Source organism: Streptomyces sp. NPDC058663 (genome assembly GCF_042716745.1).
In the GTDB taxonomy this organism is placed as follows: Bacteria; Actinomycetota; Actinomycetes; order Streptomycetales; family Streptomycetaceae; genus Streptomyces.
In genome coordinates this window covers 1-22,747 of the sequence record NZ_JBHXRV010000039.1, presented here as the reverse complement: position 1 = coordinate 22,747, position 22,747 = coordinate 1, and the positions used below count along the sequence as shown (strand labels likewise).

23 protein-coding genes are annotated in these 22,747 nt (G+C 70.8%); 9 read left to right on the top strand and 14 right to left on the bottom strand.

What is annotated here, in order from left to right:
- Positions 1 to 52: 52 nt before the first annotated feature.
- From ccsB to hemL, 7 genes are all read right to left on the bottom strand, one after another.
- Positions 53 to 1,204, bottom strand: coding sequence for a c-type cytochrome biogenesis protein CcsB (gene ccsB, locus ACFWVV_RS26350; RefSeq protein ID WP_384350842.1), 1,152 nt, complete (start codon positions 1,202 to 1,204; stop codon positions 53 to 55).
- Complete coding sequence (locus ACFWVV_RS26345; RefSeq protein WP_384350601.1) at positions 1,204 to 2,901, bottom strand: cytochrome c biogenesis protein ResB; 1,698 nt, start codon at positions 2,899 to 2,901, stop codon at positions 1,204 to 1,206. Before ACFWVV_RS26345 ends, ccsB begins: the two co-directional genes overlap by 1 nt.
- A 4-nt stretch (positions 2,902 to 2,905) precedes the next feature.
- Positions 2,906 to 3,676: a cytochrome c biogenesis CcdA family protein gene (locus tag ACFWVV_RS26340; RefSeq protein WP_384350598.1), complete on the bottom strand. Its 771-nt coding sequence runs from the start codon at positions 3,674 to 3,676 to the stop codon at positions 2,906 to 2,908.
- A 5-nt stretch (positions 3,677 to 3,681) separates the two neighbouring features.
- Entirely contained in the window at positions 3,682 to 4,305 is a 624-nt protein-coding gene (locus ACFWVV_RS26335) for a TlpA family protein disulfide reductase (protein ID WP_384350595.1), read from the bottom strand.
- A gap of 132 nt (positions 4,306 to 4,437) precedes the next feature.
- Entirely contained in the window at positions 4,438 to 5,688 is a 1,251-nt protein-coding gene (locus tag ACFWVV_RS26330) for a hypothetical protein (protein WP_384350839.1), read from the bottom strand.
- Between the two features lie 289 nt (positions 5,689 to 5,977).
- Positions 5,978 to 6,658: a histidine phosphatase family protein gene (locus tag ACFWVV_RS26325; protein ID WP_384350592.1), complete on the bottom strand. Its 681-nt coding sequence runs from the start codon at positions 6,656 to 6,658 to the stop codon at positions 5,978 to 5,980.
- The gene (gene hemL, locus ACFWVV_RS26320; RefSeq protein ID WP_384350589.1) at positions 6,655 to 7,962 is read right to left on the bottom strand and encodes a glutamate-1-semialdehyde 2,1-aminomutase; all 1,308 of its coding nucleotides are present in this window, start codon (positions 7,960 to 7,962) and stop codon (positions 6,655 to 6,657) included. The genes ACFWVV_RS26325 and hemL overlap by 4 nt, the downstream gene beginning before the upstream one ends.
- A 163-nt stretch (positions 7,963 to 8,125) precedes the next feature.
- On the opposite strand from hemL, the gene ACFWVV_RS26315 reads away from it, so the two are divergent.
- From ACFWVV_RS26315 to ACFWVV_RS26305, 3 genes are all read left to right on the top strand, one after another.
- Positions 8,126 to 8,737, top strand: coding sequence for a hypothetical protein (locus tag ACFWVV_RS26315; protein WP_384350836.1), 612 nt, complete (start codon positions 8,126 to 8,128; stop codon positions 8,735 to 8,737).
- Positions 8,738 to 8,875: 138 nt separating this feature from the next.
- The gene (locus ACFWVV_RS26310; RefSeq protein ID WP_384350586.1) at positions 8,876 to 9,064 is read left to right on the top strand and encodes a hypothetical protein; all 189 of its coding nucleotides are present in this window, start codon (positions 8,876 to 8,878) and stop codon (positions 9,062 to 9,064) included.
- An 87-nt stretch (positions 9,065 to 9,151) separates the two neighbouring features.
- Positions 9,152 to 10,288 carry a magnesium and cobalt transport protein CorA gene (locus ACFWVV_RS26305; RefSeq protein WP_384350583.1) on the top strand — a complete coding sequence of 379 codons (1,137 nt, stop codon included), beginning with the start codon at positions 9,152 to 9,154 and terminating at the stop codon, positions 10,286 to 10,288.
- Between the two features lie 50 nt (positions 10,289 to 10,338).
- Here the strand turns inward: ACFWVV_RS26305 and ACFWVV_RS26300 are convergent, their stop codons facing one another.
- Both ACFWVV_RS26300 and ACFWVV_RS26295 read right to left on the bottom strand, forming a co-directional pair.
- Positions 10,339 to 10,704 carry a VOC family protein gene (locus ACFWVV_RS26300; protein ID WP_384350580.1) on the bottom strand — a complete coding sequence of 122 codons (366 nt, stop codon included), beginning with the start codon at positions 10,702 to 10,704 and terminating at the stop codon, positions 10,339 to 10,341.
- Positions 10,705 to 10,841: 137 nt separating this feature from the next.
- Positions 10,842 to 11,282 carry a GNAT family N-acetyltransferase gene (locus ACFWVV_RS26295; protein WP_384350577.1) on the bottom strand — a complete coding sequence of 147 codons (441 nt, stop codon included), beginning with the start codon at positions 11,280 to 11,282 and terminating at the stop codon, positions 10,842 to 10,844.
- A 170-nt stretch (positions 11,283 to 11,452) separates the two neighbouring features.
- Between ACFWVV_RS26295 and ACFWVV_RS26290 the strand changes: the two genes are divergently transcribed.
- Complete coding sequence (locus ACFWVV_RS26290) at positions 11,453 to 12,175, top strand: Mut7-C RNAse domain-containing protein (RefSeq protein ID WP_384350574.1); 723 nt, start codon at positions 11,453 to 11,455, stop codon at positions 12,173 to 12,175.
- A 91-nt stretch (positions 12,176 to 12,266) separates the two neighbouring features.
- Positions 12,267 to 13,688, top strand: a complete 1,422-nt coding sequence (locus ACFWVV_RS26285) for an FAD-dependent oxidoreductase (protein ID WP_384350571.1) — start codon at positions 12,267 to 12,269, stop codon at positions 13,686 to 13,688.
- A 47-nt stretch (positions 13,689 to 13,735) separates the two neighbouring features.
- On the opposite strand, the gene ACFWVV_RS26280 is transcribed toward ACFWVV_RS26285, so the two are convergent.
- The gene (locus ACFWVV_RS26280; protein ID WP_384350568.1) at positions 13,736 to 14,545 is read right to left on the bottom strand and encodes an SDR family NAD(P)-dependent oxidoreductase; all 810 of its coding nucleotides are present in this window, start codon (positions 14,543 to 14,545) and stop codon (positions 13,736 to 13,738) included.
- A 69-nt stretch (positions 14,546 to 14,614) separates the two neighbouring features.
- A complete protein-coding gene (locus ACFWVV_RS26275) occupies positions 14,615 to 14,950 on the bottom strand; it encodes a YnfA family protein (RefSeq protein WP_384350565.1) in 336 nt (111 codons plus the stop codon).
- Between the two features lie 67 nt (positions 14,951 to 15,017).
- Between ACFWVV_RS26275 and ACFWVV_RS26270 the strand changes: the two genes are divergently transcribed.
- Complete coding sequence (locus ACFWVV_RS26270) at positions 15,018 to 15,608, top strand: hypothetical protein (RefSeq protein WP_384350562.1); 591 nt, start codon at positions 15,018 to 15,020, stop codon at positions 15,606 to 15,608.
- Positions 15,609 to 15,648: 40 nt separating this feature from the next.
- Here ACFWVV_RS26270 and ACFWVV_RS26265 read toward each other — a convergent pair whose 3' ends face one another.
- Both ACFWVV_RS26265 and ACFWVV_RS26260 read right to left on the bottom strand, forming a co-directional pair.
- The gene (locus tag ACFWVV_RS26265; protein ID WP_384350560.1) at positions 15,649 to 16,977 is read right to left on the bottom strand and encodes an MFS transporter; all 1,329 of its coding nucleotides are present in this window, start codon (positions 16,975 to 16,977) and stop codon (positions 15,649 to 15,651) included.
- A gap of 57 nt (positions 16,978 to 17,034) precedes the next feature.
- Positions 17,035 to 17,472 (bottom strand): MarR family winged helix-turn-helix transcriptional regulator, encoded by a 438-nt coding sequence (locus ACFWVV_RS26260; RefSeq protein WP_384350557.1) that lies wholly within the window; start codon positions 17,470 to 17,472, stop codon positions 17,035 to 17,037.
- 142 nt (positions 17,473 to 17,614) lie between these two features.
- On the opposite strand from ACFWVV_RS26260, the gene ACFWVV_RS26255 reads away from it, so the two are divergent.
- On the top strand, positions 17,615 to 17,797 hold the full coding sequence (locus tag ACFWVV_RS26255; protein ID WP_384350554.1) for a ribbon-helix-helix protein, CopG family: 183 nt from the start codon (positions 17,615 to 17,617) through the stop codon (positions 17,795 to 17,797).
- A gap of 84 nt (positions 17,798 to 17,881) precedes the next feature.
- Here ACFWVV_RS26255 and ACFWVV_RS26250 read toward each other — a convergent pair whose 3' ends face one another.
- Positions 17,882 to 19,351 (bottom strand): NCS2 family permease, encoded by a 1,470-nt coding sequence (locus tag ACFWVV_RS26250; RefSeq protein ID WP_384350551.1) that lies wholly within the window; start codon positions 19,349 to 19,351, stop codon positions 17,882 to 17,884.
- Positions 19,352 to 19,596: 245 nt separating this feature from the next.
- Between ACFWVV_RS26250 and ACFWVV_RS26245 the strand changes: the two genes are divergently transcribed.
- Both ACFWVV_RS26245 and ACFWVV_RS26240 read left to right on the top strand, forming a co-directional pair.
- Positions 19,597 to 19,908: a DUF2530 domain-containing protein gene (locus ACFWVV_RS26245; protein WP_384350548.1), complete on the top strand. Its 312-nt coding sequence runs from the start codon at positions 19,597 to 19,599 to the stop codon at positions 19,906 to 19,908.
- A 351-nt stretch (positions 19,909 to 20,259) separates the two neighbouring features.
- Complete coding sequence (locus ACFWVV_RS26240; protein ID WP_384350545.1) at positions 20,260 to 22,686, top strand: HAD-IC family P-type ATPase; 2,427 nt, start codon at positions 20,260 to 20,262, stop codon at positions 22,684 to 22,686.
- Positions 22,687 to 22,747: the final 61 nt, after the last annotated feature.

Sequence of the window (22,747 nt, the reverse complement as noted above, 5' to 3'; positions counted from 1 at the left end):
AATGCGAGCGGGCCGGGCCGCGGGAGCGTGCCGAACGGAAGTGCCTGCCCGGTTACACGCCCGCGTAGGAGTGCTTGCCGGTGATGAAGATGTTCACCCCGTAGTAGTTCCACAGCCAGGTCGCGAAGGCGAAGAGGGCCAGGTAGGCGGCCTTGCGGCCCTTCCAGCCCGCCGTCGCGCGTGCGTGCAGGTAGCAGGCGTAGGCGATCCAGGTGACGAAGGACCAGACCTCCTTGGGGTCCCAGCCCCAGAAGCGGCCCCAGGCGTCGCCCGCCCAGATGGCGCCCGCGACGATGGTGAAGGTCCACAGCGGGAAGACGCCGGCGTTGATGCGGTACGAGAACTTGTCGAGCGTGGCGGCGGCGGGCAGCCGCGAGACCGTGCTGTCCACCAGGCGGCGGAAGGGGACCCGCGCCTTGCGGAGCGCCATGACGAAGCCGTTCGCGGGCGGCAGCGACGCCAGGTGCTCCTTGAAGACGTCGGCCGTCTCGCCCAGCTCGGCCCGCACCTCGTAGCGGTCGCGCAGCAGGTAGCCGACCGTGCCGACCGCACCGACGTAGAAGACGGCACCGCAGAAGATGGCGGTGGAGACGTGGATCCAGAGCCAGTAGGAGTCCAGCGCGGGGACCAGCTGGTCACTGTCGGTGTAGAGCCACTTGGTGGCGATGCCGAGGTCGAGCAGGACCGTGGTGACCAGGGGCAGGCCGATCCAGCGGACGTTCATCTTCGTCAGGAGGAAGGCCAGGTACGCGCCGACGGCCACCGTGGAGAAGGTGATGGAGAACTCGTACATGTTGCCCCAGGGGGCGCGCTGCACGGAGAGCGCCCGGCAGGCGACGCCGCCCGCGGCGACGAGGAAGCCGAGGAAGGTGAGGGAGATCGCGATCCGGCCGTAGAGGTCGCCCCGGAAGGTGCCGCCCCCCGCTCCTTCGCCGTCCTCGGCGTCCCGGGTTCCGGCGGCGGCGCGGGTGACGACCTGCGGCTTGTCGAGGACCGCGGTCGAGCCCTTGGTCCGTACGGTCACCGCGGGGGCGGCGGCGGGCCGGGTCAGCGCGGCGGCCGTGCGGCCCACCCTGCTGCGGCTGCCGAAGGTCCACTCGGCGATGTGGGCGAGGAAGGCCAGGGTGTAGACGGCCATCGCGGAGTAGATCAGCACATTGCTGATCTCCGCCAGGTTCTGGTTGGTTTCGGCGGCTGCGAGGATCACGCGCGCGCTCCTTCGGCAGGGGGTTCGACAGAGGAGGGCGTCGCGGTCGTCGGCGCCTGGGAGTGGAGGGTGCCCGCCAGGGCGGCGAGTTCCTCGGGGAGCCGGCCGGACTCGCTGCGGCCGAGGCCGGCCATCTCGACGACGGTGGTCCCGTCGTCCGCCCGTACGGCACGGATCCAGACGCGGCGGCGCTGGATGAACAGGGAGGCGGCGAGGCCCGCGATGGCGGCGACCGCACCGGCCAGGGCCCACATGTTGCCCGGCTGCTGGGAGACCTGGAAGGTCGCCCACTCCTTGATGTCCTTCTCGAAGGTGACCGAGCCGGCCCCGCCGGGCAGCTCCATCGTCTCGCCGGGAAGCAGCATCTTCGCGAAGGGGCTGCCGTCCGGCTTCTTGAACTGGGTCATCTTGCGGGTGTCGAGCTGGTACACGTTCTGCGGCAGGCCCGCGTCGACGCCGAGGCTGCCGTGGAAGGCGGTCAGCGCGAGCGCCGGGTAGTCCAGCCCGGGGTACTTGGAGAACATGCTGCCCTTGCCCGCGCCGCCGAACGTCGGCACGAACACGGCGGTGAAGCCGAGCTGGGTCTTCCTGCCGTCCTTGTCGCGGTAGCCGTCCATGACCTTGACGGCACCGGTGGAGGTGACGTTCGCGTCGGTGGGCAGCAGCGGGGCGGGGCCCTTGAAGACGACCTGGCCGCGCGGGTCGCGGACGGTCAGGACCGGGGAGTACCCGTGGCCGATCAGGTGGACCTTGGAGCCGCCGACGGTCAGGGGGGTGTTGACCTCGATGACGGCCTTCTTACCGGGTCCGTCGGCGCCCTCGGAGTAGGTGAGGTGGGCCTCGTAGACGCGGGGGGTGCCGCGCTGCGGGCCTGTCCTCTCGTACGTGCCGACGAAGTCGTCCAGCGTGAAGCTGAAGGGTGCCAGGTCGTGGTCGCGGTCGAAGAGCGAGCCGGACTTGAAGTCGTCGTACTGGGTGAGGGTGTTGGAGAAGCCGCTGCCCTCGGTGATCAGCTTGCCGCCCTCCGACTTGAAGAGCTGGCCGGTGGCGAAGGCGAGGAGGAGCACGATCAGGGCGATGTGGAAGATCAGGTTCCCGGCTTCGCGGAGGTAGCCCTTCTCGGCGGTGACCGCGTCGCCGGAGGTGTCCGCGCGGAAGCGGCGCTTCTTCATCAGCGCGAGGCCGAGCGCCCGCACCTCCTCGGGGGAGGTGTCCGTGCGCCAGGTCGTGTACGCGGGCATCCGGGTCAGCCGGCCCGGCGCGGCCGGCGGCCTGGCACGCAGCTGGCCGACGAACTGCCAGGTGCGGGGCACGATGCAGCCGATGAGCGAGATGAACAGCAGGATGTAGATCGCGGAGAACCACACCGAGCTGTAGACGTCGAAGAGTTGCACCTTGTCGTAGAGCGGTGCGAGCGTCTTGTGCGCCTCGAAGAAGTCGGCGACCTTGGTCGCGTCGACGCTGCGCTGCGGGATGAGCGAGCCGGGGATGGCGCCGAGCGACAGCATGAAGAGCAGGATCAGTGCGACCCGCATCGAGGTGAGCTGCCGCCAGAACCAGCGGGTCCAGCCGATGACGCCGAAGGACGCGGGGGCGGGGGTGGTGTCCTCGCGGTCGTCCTTGGGGGCGGTGGAGAGATGGTCGCCGGCCGCCTGCTCGTCCGTCTCGACGGCCGGTTCTTCGGTCTTGCTCATGGAACTAGATCCCCACCTGGAAGCTGTTGGTCCAGCTTTGCATGGCCACCACGGCGGTTTCCCACAGCCCCGTGAGAAGCAGGAGACCGGTCACGATCATCATGATGCCGCCGATGCGCATGACCCAGACGTAGTGCTTCTTGACCCGGCCGAACGCGCCGAGCGCCTTGCGGAAGGCGACGGCGGCCAGGATGAAGGGGATGCCGAGGCCCAGGCAGTACACGCCGGTGAGGAGTGCGCCGCGGCCCGCGCTGGCCTCGTTGATCGAGAGTCCCTGGATCACGCCGAGCGTCGGGCCCAGGCACGGCGTCCAGCCGATGCCGAAGAGCGCACCGAGCACCGGCGCCCCGACCAGCCCGGAGACCGGCTTCCTGTGGAAGCGGAACTCGCGCTGGGTGAGGAAGGGGAAGGCGCCCATGAAGAAGAGGCCCATGAGCACCATGAGGACACCGAGGACGATGTTGGTGGTGCTCTTGTAGCCCTGGAGGGTGCTGCCGAAGTAGCCGAAGAGCGCGCCGCCGGAGATGAACACCGCGCTGAAGCCGAGCACGAAGAGCGAGGCGCCGCCCACCATCCGGCCGCGCCGCTGCTCGGCCAGGTCGGTGCCGCTGGTGCCGGTGACGTAACTCAGGTAGCCGGGGACCAGCGGGAGCACGCACGGCGAGAAGAACGAGACCAGGCCCGCGAGCAGCGCGATCGGCAGGGCGAGCAGCAGCGCACCGGACTGGACGGTCTCGGTGGTGTCGGCGGCAAGGGTGAGGAGGGGGGCGTTCACTCCGGTCACTTCTCGGCCATCAGCGGGTCGATCATCTTGCGGAGCTTCTTCTCACTGAGCGCGGCCAGCGAGCGGGCCGCGATCCGGCCCTCCCGGTCGAGGACGATCGTATTGGGGATGCCCTGCGGGTTGAGGCTGCCCTTGGGGAAGCGCAGCATCAGCTTGCCGTCCGGGTCGTACAGGCTGGGGTACTCGATGCCCGCGTCCTTCTCGAAGGCGATGGCCTGGCCCTTCTGCGGGTCGCGTGCGTCGATCCCGACGAACTCCACGCCCTTGCTCTTGAGCTCCTTGGAGACCTTCGCGAAGGTGGGCGCCTCAGCCCGGCAGGGCGCGCACCAGGAGCCCCAGATGTTCAGTACGACGACCTTGCCCTTGAGGGAGGCGATGTCGAAGTCCTCGTCCTGGAGGGTCTTGCCGTCGAGCTTGGGGGCGGGCTTGCGGTCCGCCGCCGGGACGGTGTCGATGCGGTCGGGTCCGGCCACGAAGTTGGTGCCGCCGCCTCCCGAGGACTTGCTGCCGTCGCCGCCGCAGGCCGACAGCGCGAGGGCGCCGACCAGGACACCGGAGACCGCGAGAGCGGTGCGGGAGGCACGGGGCGAGCGGCGGCGGGGGGCACGGGCAGGGCTCATGTGAAAAGTTTCGCATGGCAGTTCCCACGATCTTCCGCACCCCCCTACGTGCCTGCAAAGCCCCTTGTCAAGGGCACATAAGGGTCATGTCCGGGCCGGGGACCGGCCCGGAGGACCGACGCAAGGCATGTCCTACGCGGCGGACTTCAGGTACGCGTTCCAGCCGCCCGCCGGCTTCTGTCCGACCTGGAGCCCCCGCAGCTTGGCGAGGATCCTGGGGTCCTGCACGTCGAGCCAGTCGCAGTACTGCTTGAAGGAGACGAGGCGCACGTCCTTCTGGCCGGCCATGTGCTTGAAGGCTTCTTCGACGGCGTCCATGTAGATGCCGCCGTTCCACTGCTCGAAGTGGTTGCCGATGTAGAAGGGCGCGCGGTTCGTGGTGTGGGCGCGCTGGAAGCCCTTGATGTACGCGCCGGTCGCCTGCTTCTTCCACTCGGGGTAGCGCGAGGTCATGCCCTTGGTGGAGTTCTTCGACTGGTTGGCCAGCATGTTGTAGTCCATCGAGAGGACCTCGAAGCCGCGGCCGGGGAAGGGGATCTGCTGGAGCGGCAGGTCCCAGATGCCGCCCCGCTTCACGGGCCACATCTGGTGGCCGCCGGGCGAGCTGGCGTCGTAGCGCCAGCCCAGCTTCTTCGCGATCGGCAGCAGGTTGTCCTGGCCGAGGAGGCAGGGGGTGCGGGCGCCGACCAGTTCCTTCTTGTAGTCGAAGGGCAGCGGGTCGAGGTCGCTCCAGCCGGTGTTCGTCTTCCACTCGGTGACGAACTTCACGGCCTGGTCTATCTCGGACTCCCACTGCGCGGGCGTCCACTTGCCCACCGTGCCGGAGCCGGAGCAGAAGTGGCCGTTGAAGTGGGTGCCTATCTCGTGGCCCTCCAGCCACGCCTGGCGGACGTACTTCAGCGTGTCCTTGATGTGGCCGTCGGTGAGGTAGCCGATGTCGGAGGCGCCGACGCGGTTGTTCGGCGGCTTGTAGAGCTTGGCCTTGGACTCCGGGAGCAGGTAGAGCCCGGAGAGGAAGAAGGTCATCGCCGCGTCGTGGTCCTTGGCGAGCTTCAGGAAGCGGGGGAAGAGCCCGTTGCCGACCTCGCCCGCGCCGTCCCAGGAGAAGATCACGAACTGCGGGGGCGTCTCGCCGGGCTGGAGCGGCACCGGCTTCTCCGGCTGGTTCGGCTGCTTGCCGGTGTCCGCCGTGGAGCCGTCGCCTATCAGCTTGGCCTCGGCGGTCGGCGAAGGGGTGCCGCCCTTGCCGGGCGAGGCGCTCCCCTGGCCCTTGTCCTGGCCCGCGGTCCCGGTGCTGTCGCCGCCCTTGCAGGCGGCGAGGCCGACCGCGGCCGCGGCTCCCGCGCCGAGTCCGAGTACACCTCGCCGGCTGAGCTGCCTGATGTCGCGCATAACTCCCCATCCGCATTCGTCGCACCGTCGCCCACTCGCAGGGCAACGCACCGTCGCCCACTCAGATGGACAACGTTCTAGAGGGTGCGCCGAAGCATGCGGTTCCGGCAAACGGCACATAATTCACTGCGTGTTCGCCGGATCACAGGGCGAGTCATGTGGTGGTGCCGCTGTGCACCACCTGTGCGTCCCCTGTGAACCCGGGGCCGGAAACACACGGTGCGCGCACCCCGCCTCCATGGCGTCCGTGCGCGCACCGGTGGGTGCCTCTCCGTGCCTCTCAGGCGCCGAAGGCCTTGTCCTTGCCCTTCACCGGCTTCGCCCCGGCCAGCAGATGCGCCGGTACGAGGTCGCGGGCCGGCTCCGTGTAACCCACCGAAACGATGCGGTCGCCCTGGAAGGTGAAGGTCGTCAGCGAGGCCAGCGTGCACTGCCGCTTGCGCGGGTCGTGCCACAGCCGCCGCCGCTCGACGAAGCTGCGGACGATCCAGATCGGCAGCTGGTGGCTGACGCACACGGCCTCGTGACCGCGGGCCGCGTCCCGGGCCGCGTTCAGCGCGCCCGTCATCCGTACGACCTGCTCGATGTACGGCTCGCCCCAGGACGGGCGGAACGGGTTGGTCAGGTGCCGCCAGTTCGCCGGGCGGCGCAGCGCGCCGTCGCCGACGCCGAAGGTCTTGCCCTCGAAGACGTTGCCCGCCTCGATCAGCGCGGGGTCGGTGGCCAGGTCCAGGCCGTGCGCCTTGGCGATCGGGGCGGCGGTCTCCTGGGCGCGCTCCAGCGGGGAGGAGACGACATGGGTGATGTCGCGGTCCGCGAGGTGCTCGGCGACCCGGTCCGCCATTTCCCGGCCGAGTTCGGAGAGGTGGTAGCCGGAGCGGCGGCCGTAGAGGACGCCGTCCGGGTTGTGCACCTCGCCGTGCCGCATCAGGTGGACGACCGTCAGGTCCTTGTCGCTCATGCGGTGGCCTCCGCTGCGGCTCGGGCGGCGGCGGGCAGGGCGGCGGCGATGCGCTCGATCGCCCGCGCGTCGTGGGTGGTGGAGACGAACCAGGACTCGAAGGCGGACGGCGGCAGGTACACGCCGCCGGCCAGCATCGCGTGGAAGAACGCGGTGAACCGGAAGGACTCCTGCTGCCGCGCCTGCTCGTAGTTCCGGACCTCGTCGGAGTGGAAGAAGACGGAGAACATGTTGGACGCCGTCTGCAGGCGGTGCGCGACGCCCTCCTTGGCCAGCGCGTCGGTGACCAGGGTGCGGATCTCCCGCGAGGCCTCGTCGACCTTCTGGTAGGCGGCGTCGTCCAGCAGCCGCAGCTGGGCGAGGCCGGCGGCGGTGGCGACCGGGTTACCGGAGAGGGTGCCCGCCTGGTAGACCGGGCCGACCGGGGCCAGGTGCTCCATGACGTCCTTGCGCCCGCCGAAGGCCGCGGCCGGGAAGCCGCCGCCCATGACCTTGCCGAAGGTCATCAGGTCGGGCCGCACGCCGTCGACGCCGTACCAACCGGCCTTGCTGGTGCGGAAACCGGTCATCACCTCGTCGGAGATGTAGAGCGCGCCGTTCTGCTCGCAGGCGGCCTTGAGGCCCGCGTTGAACCCCTCGCCCGGCGGGACGACGCCCATGTTGCCGGGCGACGCCTCGGTGATCACGCAGGCGATCTCGCCGGGGTGCGCGCGGAAGGCGGCGTGAACCGCATCCAGATCGTTGTACGGCAGGACGATGGTGTCGCCGGCCTGGGCGCCGGTGACGCCCGGAGTGTCCGGGAGTGCGAAGGTCGCCAGGCCCGATCCCGCGGCGGCCAGCAGTGCGTCCACGTGCCCGTGGTAGCAGCCGGCGAACTTCACGACCTTGGCGCGCCCAGTGAATCCACGGGCGAGGCGGATGGCCGACATCGTCGCCTCGGTGCCCGAGGACACCAGTCGTACCTGCTCAACGGGGTCGATACGGGCGACGATCTCCTCGGCGAGCGCGACCTCGCCCTCACCGGGCGTACCGAAGGAGGTACCGCGGGCGACGGCTTCCTGGACGGCGGCGACGACGTCCGGGTGCGCATGGCCGAGGATCATCGGCCCCCACGAACACACGAGGTCGACGTACTCGCGGCCGTCGGCGTCCGTGAGGTACGGACCGGTACCGGACACCATGAACCGGGGCGTACCGCCCACGGCCTTGAAGGCGCGTACCGGGGAGTTCACGCCGCCGGGCGTCACAAGGGACGCGCGGTCGAAAAGCGTCTGCGAAACTGGGGCGTCATAGGGGAGGCTCACACAGCAATGGTGTCAGAGGCCACGCCCGTCCTCGCGGTCCGGTGTTTCACCGCTCCGGGGCGGGGGAGGTCACTGGGACGATGATCGGGTTGCGCGCCGGGGGCCGCGTTGCTTGGAATGGCATGGCAAGGGCGCTGACACACAGCACAGTCGGGTGAGAGATATGCATCGCGGTGGCGGACTGGGCGAGCCGGCCGACGATCTGGGTCCCGAGCGGGCCCGGCGTGGTCGACACCGTCGGCGGGAGCGTGCGGTGCACGCGGACGCCGACGGCACGGACGTGACCGCCGAAGCGCTCACGGGACCGGAATCGGGTACGGGAAGCAGGGTTGGCCGGGTGGGGGTGACCTACAAGTACTTCGGGGCCCCGAACGGCGCGACGGCCGCCCGTGTGCCGATCTCGATGCGGCCGGAGGAACTGGGCGGCGACGAGCTGGGCATGGGCGGCATGTTCACCAAGATCAAACCGGAGACGATGGCCGCGATGGTCCTCACCGGGATCCAGGGGATACCCCTGCACAAAGTGCCTCCGCTGGAACTGGTCGTCCTGCACCCCGACTACGCCGTGGTGAAGCTCCCCATGACGGTCGTCGACCCGCTGCGCGGCGTCGGCGAGGAGTCGGTGGGCGCGGCCGCGTTCATCTGGTCGACGGTCCCCGACCGGGGCGGCCCGAGCGACGCCTACAACGTCTACCAACTCCTCCACGAGTGGCAGGACTTCAGCCACCGGCTGCACGAGGCCGGTCACCAGGCGTACTGCCTGGTCTGGCCCTGACCGCCCTCCCCCTCCTTCCGCACCACCGCCCGCCGGGCCGTGCGACGTCTGCCGTGAACCCCGCGATCATGGGGATTTCACGCCATTCTCAGCTGCGTGGAATGCCGATTGTCAGTGGCAGCCCCTACGCTTGTTCTCATGTCCTCCACTACTCCTACGCCGAACGCCCCTGGTTCCGTCCGCCCCGCCGAGGCGGTCAACGCCGAGATCCGCGCGCTCTGGTCGCGTACGGACGGCGCGCTGACGGCTGCCGACGAGGCGCGGTACCAGGAGCTGCTCGTGGAGTGGGCCGTGGCGGTCCGGGCGGGACTGGTGAAGGCCGCCTAGGAGCGGGCAGGCTGGGGGCGGCCGCTGAGGCCCCGGCCGGCCACGAGGGTGCGGTCCGGTCGTGACGCCCTGCCAGGAGCCCCCGACGTGTCCCTCCCCCGCGTGTCCCTGCCCGTCTCCCTGCCCCGGCCCCGGCTGCGCCAGCTGCGCCGCGCGGTGCGCCGGGTCACCCGCCGCACCGTCGATCTCAGCCATCCGGCCCGCTCGCCGCTGGGCAGTGCGGTGGAGAACTGCGTGGTCTTCGAGGAGGGCGTACGGCGGGCCAGGGACTGTTCGGCGGCGGAGGCACTGGAGCGGGTGCGCAAGGGCGGCGACCGGTCCTTCCTGTGGATCGGGCTGCACGAGCCGGAGCGCGGGGAACTCGACGAGCTGGCCGAGCTGTTCGGACTGCACCCGCTGGCGGTGGAGACCGCGACGACCGGCCACCACAGGGCCCGGCTCCTGCGCTACGACGACACCCTCTTCGCGGTCTTCAAGACGGTGCGCTTCGTCGAGCACGAGGAACTGACCGCGACCAGCGAGATCGTCGACACCGGCGAACTGATGGTGTTCACCGGGCCCGACTTCGTGATCACCGTACGGAACGGGCGCAGCGGTTCGCTCGGGCCGATCAGGGAAGCCCTGGAGGACCACCCGGAACAGCTCGCACTGGGTCCCGCCGCCGTGCTGCACGCGATCGCCGACCACGTGGTCGACGAGTACGAGGCGGTGGCGGAGGCCGTGCAGGACGACATCGACACCGCGGAGACCGCGGTGTTCAGCACCGGGGCGGCCCGGGTCGACGCGGGCCGGATCTACCAGCTCAAGCGCGAACTGGTGGAACTGCGCAGGGCGGTGACCCCGCTGGACCGCCCCCTGCTCGCCCTCGCCGACCCGCTGCGGCCGATGCCGCCGGTGCCCGCCGAACTCCAGCCGTACTTCCGGGACGTGGCCGACCACCTCGCCCGTACCGTCGAGCAGATCACCACGTACGACGGGCTCCTCGACTCCATCCTCCAGGCGCACCTCGCTCAGGTGACCGTCGCGCAGAACGAGGACATGCGGAAGATCACCTCGTGGGCGGCGATCATCGCCGTGCCGACGATGGGCTGCGGGGTGTGGGGCATGAACTTCGACTTCATGCCGGAGACGAAGTGGGTCTGGGGGTATCCGCTGGCCCTGGGCATCATGGTGACCGCCTGTTTCGCGGTGCACAGGGCCTTCCGGCGGAACGGCTGGCTCTGAGGGCCGGTTCCGGGAGCTCTGCCGTTCCGCCGGGGCGAGCGGGCTCCCGGCTACTCCTTGCAGAGGCAGAACGGGTGGCCCGCCGGGTCCGCGTACACCCGGAAGCTGCGCTGCTTGTCGTCGGTGTCCAGCGGCGTGGCCCCCAGCGCGATCACCTGTTCCTCCGCCGCGTCCAGGTCGGGCACGTCGAAGTCCAGGTGCAGCTGCTGGGAGTTGCGCTCCGCGTTCGGCCACTCCGGCGGGTGCAGACCGGGCGACCGCTGGAAGGAGATGCGGTGCCCGCCGGGCGCGTACAGGTCCCACCAGTCGGCGTCGTACTGCTTGAGCTCGCCGCCGAGCACGCCCGCGTAGAACTCCGCGAGCGCGGCCGGATCCGGGCAGTCGAGCGCGACGAGGGCGTACTTTGCGATCGGCATGAGGGGCTCCTCCTGGGTCGTGGGGACGGTGTGGTGTGCCCTGCTGGGATCGGGTGCCCACGCGGCGGCGGTGCAAAGCAGCCGAACGGAGGATCGCGGCCGGCGGAGTCCTTCGGGAGGCGGCGCCCGCGCCCGGGTCAGCCGGAGGCCGGCACGCTCTGCTCGAAGTGGAAGGCGACGATCTCCATCTTCTCCCGCAGGTAGAACTGGTGCGCCCGGGTGCGCTGCGTCCCCGAGTCGAGCGAGAGGCTGAGGCAGCCGGTCTCCGCGGCCCGGTCCTGGAGGTGGCCGAGGAGGTGCGCGCCGACGCCGCGGGAGCGGGCGGCCTCCGCGGTCACCAGGTCCTCGACGTACAGCGTCCGCAGCGAGGCGGTGTTGGCGGTGATCCGCCAGCCCGCGGCTCCGGTGCAGACGCCCTCGTCGTCGTACGCGGCACAGAAGCGCAGCCCCGCCGGGTGGCCCTCCGCGTACACCTCGGTGAGGGACTCCTCGGTGAGGTGCGGGCGCAGTTCGCGCAGTACGGGCAGCAGGTCGGACAGCAGCCGGGGGTCCCCCGGGGCGAGATCAACGGTCTTCATGGCGGCAGCGTAGGACAGCGGGATGGCCTGCCAGAAGGGCAGTTCGCCTGCCAGAAGGGCAGTTCGCCTGCCGGAAGGACACTTCGCCTGCCAGCAGGGCAGTTCGCCTGCCGGAAGGGCAGTGCGAAAACTCCCGCGCCCCGGACCTGCCGCAATGGCATCCTGGCGACGTGAACGGACCGGAGATCCAGATCAGTTTCGCGCCCGAGCTGCACCTTTTCCTCGCCCCCGACCGGCGTGCGGGCCGCACCGACACCGTCACCGACGGGGCCTCGACACTCGGGCACGTCGTGGAGTCGCTGGGCGTCCCGCTGACCGAGGCGGGCGAGCTGAGGGTGGACGGGCGGCCCGCCCCGGCCGCGCACGTACCGGCGGCGGGCGAGCACATCGAGGTGCGCGCCGTCGCCCGCCCGCAGTCCGTGCCGGGGGCGCCGTTGCGCTTCCTGCTCGACGTGCACCTGGGCACGCTCGCCCGGCGGCTGCGGCTGCTCGGCGTCGACGCGGCGTACTTCAGCGAGGACATCGGCGACCCGGCGCTCGCCACCCACTCCGCCCGCGAACAGCGAGTGCTGCTCTCCCGCGACCGGGGGCTTCTGCGGCGCCGCGAGCTGTGGGCGGGCGGCTATGTCTACAGCGACCAGCCGGACGCCCAACTGCGCGACGTGCTGAGCCGGTTCCGGCCCCAACTGGCCCCCTGGACGCGCTGCACCGCCTGCAACGGCCCGCTGCGGGAGGCCACCAAGGAGTCGGTGGCCGGGCTGCTCGCCCCCGGCACCGAACGCACCCAGGACGTCTTCGCCCAGTGCACCGACTGCGACCGTCCCTACTGGCGCGGCGCCCACCACACCCGGCTCGCCGAGGTGGTCGACGCGGCGGTGGCGGAATTCGGCTGAAGCGGGCCCCCAGGGGCTCAGGGCCCCGTGGGGTGAATCGGGTTGTGCCATTCGGTGTGTACGGCGCCTGGCCGTAGGGGAGGGTGCCGTCATGCCGACCTCCAAGGACACCTCCGACGTGATCGTCGTCGGTGCGGGCCCCACCGGCCTCCTGCTCGCCGGTGACCTCGCCACCGCGGGACTGCGCGTCACGCTCGTCGAGCGCCGCCCCCACACCGCGGGCAACCTCACCCGTGCCTTCGCCGTGCACGCCCGTACGCTCGAAGTGCTCGACGCCCGCGGGCTCGCCGACGAACTCCTGAAGACCGGACGCGCGCTCACCCGCCTCAGCTTGTTCGGCAACCTCTCGCTGGACCTGTCGCGACTGCGCTCCCGTTTCCCGCTCGTCCTGATCACCCCGCAGTACGAGATCGAGCGGCTCCTGGAACGCCGGGCGCGGGCCGCCGGGGTCGAGTTCCGTTACGACACGGACCTGGTGTCGCTGACCGCCCGCACCACCGCCGTCACCGCCCACCTGCGCACCAAGGACGGCGAGCCGGCGGAACTGGACGCCCCCTACCTGGTCGGCACCGACGGTGCGCGCAGCACCGTCCGCGAGTCGCTCGGCATTCCCTTCCCCGGCGAGTCGGTCATCAAGTCGATCGTCCTCGCCGACGTGCGCCTGGCACAGGAGCCCGATTCCGTCCTCACCATCGGCGGGCAGGGCGACGCCTTCACGTTCATGGTGCCGTTCGGCGACGGCTACCACCGGGTGATGGGCTGGGACCGCAACCACGAGGTCCCCGAGTCCGATCCGCTCGGCCTGGAGGAGGTGCGGCACCTCACCCGCACCGCGCTCGGCACCGACTTCGGCATGCACGACCCCCGTTTCCTCTCCCGCTTCCACAGCGACGAGCGCCAGGTGCCCGCCTACCGCACCGGCCGCGTCTTCCTCGCCGGGGACGCCGCCCACGTCCACTCCCCGGCCGGCGGCCAGGGCATGAACACCGGCATCCAGGACGCCGCGAACCTTTCCTGGAAGCTGGCCGCCGTGCTGCGCGGCCGTGCCGAGGACACCCTCCTCGACACGTACCACGACGAACGGCACCCGGTGGGGGCCATGGTCCTGCGCTCCAGCGGGGCGCTCATCCGGATCGCGATGGCGCACACCCCGCTCCAGCGCGCGGGCCGCGCGGCCGTCACCCGCCTCTTCCACACCCTGCGCCCGGTCACCTCGCGCGCGATGGGCATGATCTCCGGCATCGGCATCGCGTACGGCTCCCCGCGCGGCTCCCACCCGCTGGTCGGCCGTCGCGTCCCGGACCTGGCACTGGCCGAGGGCAGGCTCTACGAACTGCTGCGCAAGGGCGAGTACGTCCTGGTCGCGGCGGCCGACGGGCCCGTCCCCGCCGACATCCCGCCGCACACGGTCCGCGCGCACTGGGCCCGCGGTTCTTCGGTGCTGGTCAGGCCGGACGGGTACGCGGCCTGGGCGGCGTACGCACCGAGAAAACCCCGGCAGAGCGGTTCCTGACGAGCCGCCAGAAGCCTGTGCGGCGCCCTGCCGCCCCTGGCGGCCCGTCAGGACTGCTCGCGGTGCACCTTCGTGTTGGACGCCTGGGCCCGGGGGCGGACCACCAGCAGGTCGATGTTGACGTGGGCGGGCCGGGTGGCGGCCCAGGTGATCGTCTCCGCCACGTCGTCGGCGCTCAGGGGCGCGTCCACGCCCGCGTACACCTTGGCGGCCTTCTCGGTGTCGCCGCGGAACCGGGTCGTCGCGAACTCCTCGGTCTTCACCATGCCGGGGGCGACCTCGATCACCCGGACCGGGGTGCCGACGATCTCCAGCCGGAGGGTCTCGGCGAGGACGTGGCTGCCGTGCTTGGCGGCCACGTAACCGCCGCCGCCCTCGTACGTGCCGTGGCCCGCGGTCGACGACACCACGACGATCGTGCCGCTGCGCTTGGCCCCGCCCCTGCTCGCTTCCTCCTCCTCGGACGCCGAGTCGGCGGCGGCGGTCAGAGCGGGCAGCAGCGCCTGCGTGAGGTTCAGCGTGCCGAGCACGTTGACCTCGTACATCGTGCGCCAGTCGGCCGGGTCGGCGGTGGCCACCGGGTCCGCGCCGAGTGCGCCGCCGGCGTTGTTGACGAGCAGGGCGACGGTGCGGAAAGCGGTCGCGAACTCGTCGACCGCCGCGCGGTCCGTCACGTCCAGCGGGTAGGGCATCGCCTGGTGGCCTGCCGCGTTGATCTCCTCGGCGAGGGCCTCGATGCGGTCCTTGCGGCGGGCGGTGAGCACGACGCGGTAGCCGGCGGCGGCGAGCTGCCGGGCGGTGGCCGCGCCGATGCCGCTGCTCGCTCCGGTGACGACGGCGATGGGGGCGCTGGGCATACGGGCTGCTCCTCGTGCGGACGTGAGGCGGGTGTGCTGCGGTCGGTGTGCGTACGAGGATAGGCGGGGTCAGCGCCCGCGCGGCGCGTACATGATCAAAGCCATACCGGCGAGGCAGACGAGGGCTCCCGCCACGTCCCAGCGGTCCGGCCGGTACCCGTCGGCGACCATGCCCCAGGCGATCGACCCGGCCACGAAGACGCCCCCGTAGGCGGCCAGGATCCGGCCGAAGTCCCCGTCGGGCTGGAGCGTCGCGACGAACCCGTACAGCCCGAGAGCGATGACTCCCGCCCCGATCCACACCCACCCCCGGTGCTCGCGCACGCCTTGCCAGACGAGCCAGGCACCGCCGATCTCGAAGAGCGCGGCGACGACGAAGAGGGCGGCGGAGCGGGCGACGAGCATGCGCATAAGGGTGGCATGCGGGGCCGGTGCGGAGCGATGTCACGAAGGAACGGGTACGTAGGCGGACATGTCACCTCACGCATACATGGGCACCCGCAGGGGTCCGCAGGTCCGGGCACTGACACTCGCGCTGGCACTGGCCGGGGCGGTCACCGCCATGACCCCACTCGGCGCGGCGGCCGCCACCCCGGTCCCTCCTGTCTCCGCCGCCACCCCGGTCCCTCCTGTCTCCGCCGCCACTACGGCCACCGACGAGGCCGAGGTGGACCTCGCCCATCACGGCAGCGTCGTCTACACGGAGGACGGCCGGCTCACCATGCGCCTGCATACCTGGAACCACGGTCCCGTGAGCCTGGAGTCGGCGGCGGTACGGGTGTCCTTCTCGGCTCCCGTGCAGGGCCGGGCCCCGGCCGCCTGCCGCAGGGCGAGCAGCTCGGCCCTGGTCTGCGAGACGGGCCCGCTGCGGGCCGGGTCGACGAGGTCCCGCACCCTCGACCTCGGCCTGCGGGTGGCCGGCGCCCCCGCGGAGGTGCTGGCGGAGGTGCGCACGGTCCGGCTGGGCTCCGTCGGAATCCGGCCGGTGAGCCGGGACCTCAACCCCGCCAACGACAGCCTGCGCGTCCTGGCACCGGCCACCGGGGACACCTACTACTTCTGATCCGCCGCGGCCACGCTCCGTCAGGCGGCGGGGATCAGGATCAGGCGGCCGGGATCAGGGCCTTGGGACGGTCGCTGCGGACCAGCTGGAGGTGCTGGTGTCCTCTGCGGAGGTCCAGCTTCGGACGCAGCCCCCCGACCTTGCACAGCAGCAGCCCGATCCCCGCCGCCGCCAGCGCAGAGATCACGCCGCCCGCGGCGAAGCCGATCCTGGCGCCGTACGTGTCGGTGATCCAGCCGAGCAGCGGGGCGCCCAGCGGCGTACCGCCGGTGAAGACCATCATGAACAGGGCCATCACCCGCCCGCGCATCGCGGGATCGGTCGCCATCTGGACGCTGGAGTTCGCGGTGACGTTCACCGTCAGCCCGAACATCCCGATCGGCACCATCATCACGGCGAACATCCAGAACTCCGGCGCGAACGCCGTCACCAGTTCCAGCACGCCGAACAGCAGCGCCGCGCCCACCAGCAGCCGCAGCCGGGAGCTGCCCCGCCGGGCCGCGAGCAGCGCGCCCGCGAGCGAGCCCGCCGCCATCAGGGTGTTGAGCAGGCCGTAGGTGCCCGCGTCTCCGTGGAAGACGTCGTCGACGAAGGCGGAGAGCCAGATCGGGAAGTTGAACCCGAAGGTGCCGATGAAGCCGACGAGCACGATCGGCCAGAACAGGTCGGGCCGCCCTGCCACGTACCGCAGGCCCTCGCGCAGCTGTCCCTTGCCACGCGGCGAGCGCTCCACCTTGTGGAGCTCCGAGGTGCGCATCATCAGCAGGCCCGCGATGGGCGCGAGGAAGGACAGGCCGTTGAGCAGGAAGGCGAAGCCGCTGCCGACGGCGGTGATCAGGACACCGGCGACGGCGGGGCCGATCAGCCGGGCCGACTGGAAGTTCGCGGAGTTCAGGCTGACGGCGTTGCGGATCTGGTCGGGGCCGACCATCTCGGCGACGAAGGTCTGCCGGGCCGGGTTGTCGACGACGGTGACCAGCCCGCCCACGAAGGCGGTCGCGTAGACGTGCCAGACCTCGACGTGCCCGGAGAGCGTCAGGGCGGCCAGGGCGAGGCCGGTGAGGCCCATCGCCGACTGGGTGACCAGCAGCAGGGGCCGCTTCGGCAGCCGGTCGGCGAGTACGCCTCCGTACAGGCCGAAGAGCAGCATGGGCAGGAACTGCAGGGCGATGGTCAGGCCGACGGCGGACGCCGAGCCGGTCAGCGAGAGCACCAGCCAGTCCTGGGCGATGCGCTGCATCCAGGTGCCGGTGTTGGACACGACTTGCCCGCTTGCGAAGAGCCGGTAGTTCCGGTTCCTGAGCGAGCTGAACATCGAAGTAGGTGCGGTCGGTGCGGGTGCGGAGTCTGCTCCGGTTCCCGTACTCAAAGTGCGTTCGCCTCCTTGGTGGCGCGCGGGGTCGGTTCTGCCCACCTGTGCCCGGTGCTACAGGTGGGCCAATTTCTCCAGGACCGGGGCGGCAGCGCGCAGCTTCGCCCAGTCGTCCTCGTCCAGACCGTCGGCGAGGAGGGACAGCCAGGCGTTCCGCTTGCGGCGGCTCTCTTCGAGCATGGCCTCCGCGGTCTCGGTCTGGCGTACCACCTTCTGGCGGCGGTCGTCGGGGTGCGGTTCGAGCCTGACCAGACCCTTCGCTTCGAGCAGTGCGACGATCCGGGTCATCGACGGCGGCTGTACGTGTTCCTTGCGGGCCAGCTCACCGGGGGTGGCCGAGCCGCAGCGGGCGAGAGTGGCGAGCACCGACATTTCGGTGGGGCTCAGCGACTCGTCGACCCGCTGGTGCTTCAGACGCCGGCCCAGCAGCATGACTGCGGAGCGCAGGGCGTTCACGGCGGCGGCGTTGTCGCCGTGGGACAGGTCAGGCATGGTCGTTAGCATAACTCATTACCCACTCTAAAGACCACCTGAATCACAGGGCTCGGTCCCGGGGTGGCGGACATCACCCGTACGAGTGAGTTGGGGCCGGAAAGCGACGCACGGCGCGGGAGCTCCGGCCGACCCTGGGGAAATGGACTCGTCAGTGCTCAGCCTGCGAATAGACGCTGATCTCCTCGACCGGCTGCGCGAAAGGGCCGGAAAACGCGGAATGAGCGTCCAGGACTATGTGGTCCGGACGCTCATTCGCGACGACTTCGACGAGCGGTTCAAGACCGCGGTCGACGAGACGGAGAAGTTCTACGGGGCGGCCTGAGCACGAACCCCGGAGGCCGGGGCGCGCCCGGCCGGGATCCGTACGGGGCCGGGGGCCGCGCGCTCGTTGGCTTCCCCCGAGGGGCTACGTCAGGCCCAGGGCCGGCATCAGGTAGTAGAAGGCGAAGACCGCGGAGACGGCGTACATCGCGACCGGCACCTCGCGCCCGCGCCCCGCGGCGAGCCGCAGCACGCAGAAGCTGACGAAGCCGATGCCGATGCCGTTCGTGATCGAGTACGTGAACGGCATCATCAGCATCGTCAGGAACGCCGGGACCGCGATCGTGTAGTCGCTCCAGTCGATGGCCCTGATGGAGCCGGACAGGATCAGGAAACCGACTGCGAGCAGCGCCGGGGTGGCCGCCTGCGACGGGACCATGGTGACCAGCGGGGTGAGGAACAGGCCGACCGCGAAGAGGCCGCCGGTCACCATGTTGGCGAGGCCGGTGCGCGCGCCTTCGCCGACGCCCGCGGTGGACTCCACGAAGCAGGTGGTGGCGGAGGAGGAGGTGCCGCCGCCCGCGGCGACCGCGAGGCCGTCGACGAGGAGGACCTTGTTGACGCCGGGCAGGTTGCCCTTCTCGTCGGTCAGCTTCGCCTCGTCGCCGACGGCCAGGATGGTGCCCATCGCGTCGAAGAAGCAGGACAGCAGGACCGAGAAGACGAACAGGACGCCCGTCAGGAGGCCGACCTTCTCGAAGCCGCCGAACAGGCTGACCTTGCCGAGCAGTCCGAAGTCCGGCAGGGCGACCGGGTTGCCGGGCCACTCGGGCGTCGTCAGGCCCCAGCTCTTCACGTCGGCGACCACGTGGATGACCATCGCGACGACCGTCATGACGACCATCGAGATCAGGATCGCGCCGGGGACCTTGCGGGTCATCAGGGCGAGCGTGAGCAGCACGCCGAGGACGAAGACCAGGACGGGCCAGCCGTTGAGGTGGCCGCCGGCGCCGAGCTGGAGCGGGACGGTGGTGTGCGCGGCGTCCGGCATGCGGGTGACGAAGCCCGCGTCGACCAGGCCGATCAGCATGATGAACAGGCCGATGCCGATCGCGATGCCCTTGCGCAGGCCCAGCGGCACCGCGTTCATCACGCGCTCGCGGAGCCCGGTGGCGACCATCAGCATGACGACGACACCGGCGAGCACGACCATGCCCATCGCGTCCGGCCAGCTCATCCGGGGGGCGAGCTGGAGGGCGACGACGGTGTTCACGCCGAGGCCGGCGGCCAGGGCGATCGGGACGTTGCCGATGACGCCCATCAGGAGCGTGGAGAGGGCGGCGGTCAGCACGGTGGCGGTGACCAGCTGTCCGTTGTCGAGCTGGTGCCCGTACATGTCCTTGGCGCTGCCGAGGATGATCGGGTTCAGCACGATGATGTACGCCATCGCGAAGAAGGTGGCGAGCCCGCCGCGCAGTTCGCGGGCGACCGTCGAACCCCGCTCGGTGATCTTGAAGAAGCGGTCGAGTCCGTTGACCGGCCCCTGCGACTGCGAAGGCTTCGGGGCGGACGACGACGGTTCGGCGGCGTCCACCGGGGAGCTGGCGGGGGGCATGCGTGACCTCACGGGGAGACAGGGGCGGGGTGAAATTCGGTCGGACTTGGAGGTTTAAACGAACGGAACCAGTCAAACCAAAGCAGATTCAGTATGAACGCATAAGGGGAAGATCGGTATCTCCGCGCGTAGACCCATGGGACGAGCGGCCCGCCGGGGTGCCCCGCCAGGCTTGCGCGGAGCCGGTTGCCTCGTCTCCCGGGCGTCCCGCGAGCCGTGGGCGGGTGCCGCCTAGACTGGCCCGCATGGCGAAGTGGACAGCGCAGCACGAGGCACCCGAGCCCCTGGAGGGGCCCGTCGTCGGCACCGTCGTCGGCGGCACGATCATCTGGTTCGTGATCTTCCTCGCCCAGGCCGCTTTCTACGGCTGGTTCGCCGACCGCGGCCTGACCTGGTGGTACTGGACCCCGCTGGCCGGTGCCGGGCTGGGCCTCATCGGCATCTGGTACGTCCGGGGGCGCGACGCGGCGCTGAAGAGGTTCGCGGCCGAGCGGGCCGCCGCAGAGGCCGCGGACGGAGCCGGTGGCGGCCCGGATGCGCAGCCGCACACGTCGTGACGAAGAGCCGGGGGCAGCTCGTGCGCGCAGGCGCACACCTCGTGACGAGGAGCCGGGGGCGGCTCGTGCGCGCAGCCCCGCACCTCGTGACGAGGAGCCGGGGGCAGCTCGTGCGCGCAGGCGCACACCTCGTGACGAGGAGCCGGGGGCGGCTCGTGCGCGCAGGCGCACACCTCGTGATGAGGAGCCGGGGGCGGCTCGTGCGCGCAGCCCCGCACCTCGTGACGTACACCCCTTAACAGACACCGGCGGCGGCCCGCGTACGACCTGCGGCCCGACCTCATCCTGCCAAGGCATGATCTTGCCGCTGTTCGACGGGTGAACGCGTACTTCCGCCCGTACCGTCGACGCATGACACACATTGACGCGGGCTCGGAACTGGACCCCGTACACCCGGTGCAACCACCCGAGCGCGGCCCGGCCGTGGCGGTCGCCGAGCGGGCGCGGGGGCTCACCGCCGCCGAAGTGGCGGAGCGGATCGCCCGCGGTGAGGTCAATGACGTTCCGGTGCGCAGTTCGCGCTCGACGGCGGAGATCGTCCGGGGCAATGTCTTCACCCGGTTCAACGCGATCATCGGCGTGCTCTGGGCAATCATGCTCGTCGTCGCGCCCATCCAGGACAGCCTGTTCGGCTTCGTGATCATCGCGAACACCGGCATCGGCATCATCCAGGAGCTGCGCGCCAAGAAGACCCTGGACGGGCTCGCGGTCATCGGCGAGGCCAAGCCGACGGTGCGCAGGGACGGCGTCGCGGCCGAGATCTCGACCTCGCAGATCGTGCTAGGCGACGTCATCGAACTCGGGCCCGGCGACAAGGTGGTGGTCGACGGCGAGGTCGCCGAGGCCGACAACCTGGAGGTCGACGAGTCGCTGCTGACCGGCGAGGCCGACCCGGTGCTCAAGAAGCCGGGCGACGTCATGATGTCCGGCTCGTTCGTCGTCGCGGGCGGCGGCGCGTTCACCGCGACGAAGGTCGGCAGGGAGGCGTACGCCGCCCAGCTCGCCGAGGAGGCGTCCCGCTTCACGCTGGTCCACTCCGAGCTGCGCAGCGGCATCTCCACCATCCTCAAGTACGTGACCTGGATGATGGTCCCGACCGCGCTCGGGCTGATCCTCAGCCAGCTGGTCGCCAAGGACAACGCCTTCAAGGACTCCATCGCCCGCACCATCGGCGGCATCGTCCCGATGATCCCCGAGGGCCTGGTCCTGCTGACCTCGGTTGCCTTCGCGATCGGTGTCATCCGGCTCGGCCGCAAGCAGTGCCTGGTGCAGGAGCTGCCCGCGATCGAGGGCCTGGCCCGCGTCGACGTCGTCTGTCTGGACAAGACGGGCACGCTGACCGAGGGCGGCATGGACGTCACCGAGCTGCGCCCGCTGGGCGGGGCCGACGAGTCCTACGTGCGCCAGGTGCTGGGGGCGCTGGGCGAGAGCGACCCCCGGCCGAACGCCAGCCTCCAGGCCATCAAGGACAAGTACCCGGACGACGCCGAGTGGCGGGTGCTGGAGTCGCTGCCGTTCTCCTCCGCGCGCAAGTACAGCGGGGCCTCCTTCAGCGACGGCACCGGGGAGAACTCGACCTGGCTGCTCGGCGCCCCCGACGTGCTGCTGCCGCACGGCGACCCGGCGCTCGAAGAGATCGACGAGCTGAACGCGCAGGGCCTGCGGGTGCTGCTGCTGGCCCGGGCGGCCGGTGAGCTGGACGACCCGCAGGTGTCGGCCGGGGCCAGGGCGACCGCGCTGGTGGTCCTGGAGCAGCGGCTGCGGCCGGACGCCGGCGAGACGCTCGCCTACTTCGCCGACCAGGGCGTGGCCGCCAAGGTGATCTCCGGCGACAACGCCGTGTCGGTGGGCGCGGTGGCCGGCAAGCTGGGCATGGCGGGCGCGGAGAACACCATCGACGCCCGGCAGCTGCCCACCGACCAGGCCGAGATGGCGGCGGTGCTGGAGTCGAACGCCGTCTTCGGGCGGGTCACCCCGCAGCAGAAGCGGGACATGGTGGCGGCCCTCCAGTCGAGGGGTCACACGGTCGCCATGACGGGCGACGGCGTGAACGACGTGCTCGCGCTGAAGGACGCCGACATCGGCGTCTCGATGGGCTCGGGCTCCGAGGCGACGCGGGCGGTCGCCCAGATCGTGCTGCTGAACAACAGCTTCGCCACACTGCCCTCGGTGGTCGCCGAGGGCCGCCGGGTCATCGGCAACATCACGCGGGTGGCGACCCTCTTCCTGACGAAGACGGTCTACTCGGTGCTGCTCGCCATCCTGGTGGTGTGCAGCCAGGTCGACTACCCCTTCCTGCCCCGCCACCTGACGCTGCTCTCGACCCTGACGATCGGTGTCCCGGCCTTCTTCCTGGCGCTGGCGCCGAACAAGGAGCGGGCGAAGCCGCACTTCGTGCGCAGGGTGATGCGGTACTCGATCCCCAGCGGTGTCATCGCGGCGACCGCGACCTTCTCGTCGTACCTGCTGGCCAGGTCCCACTACTCGGGTCCTGACGCGCTCGCGGCCGAGACGAGCGCGGCGACGCTGACGCTGTTCCTGGTGGCGATGTGGGTACTGGCGATCATCGCCCGGCCGTACACCTGGTGGCGGGTCGGGCTGGTGGCGACGATGGGGCTCGGGTTCCTGCTGGTGCTGGCGGTGCCGTGGCTCCAGGACTTCTTCGCGCTGAAGCTCGTGGGCACGACGATGCCGTGGGCGGCCGTCGGGATCGCGGCGGCGGCCTCGGCGCTGCTGGAGCTGGTGTGGCGCTGGGTGGGGCGGAAGTGGCCGGCGTGAGCGGCGGCTGAGCCGGGGCCTCACCGGCGGCGCGGAAGGGGCGGGGACAGATGTCCCCGCC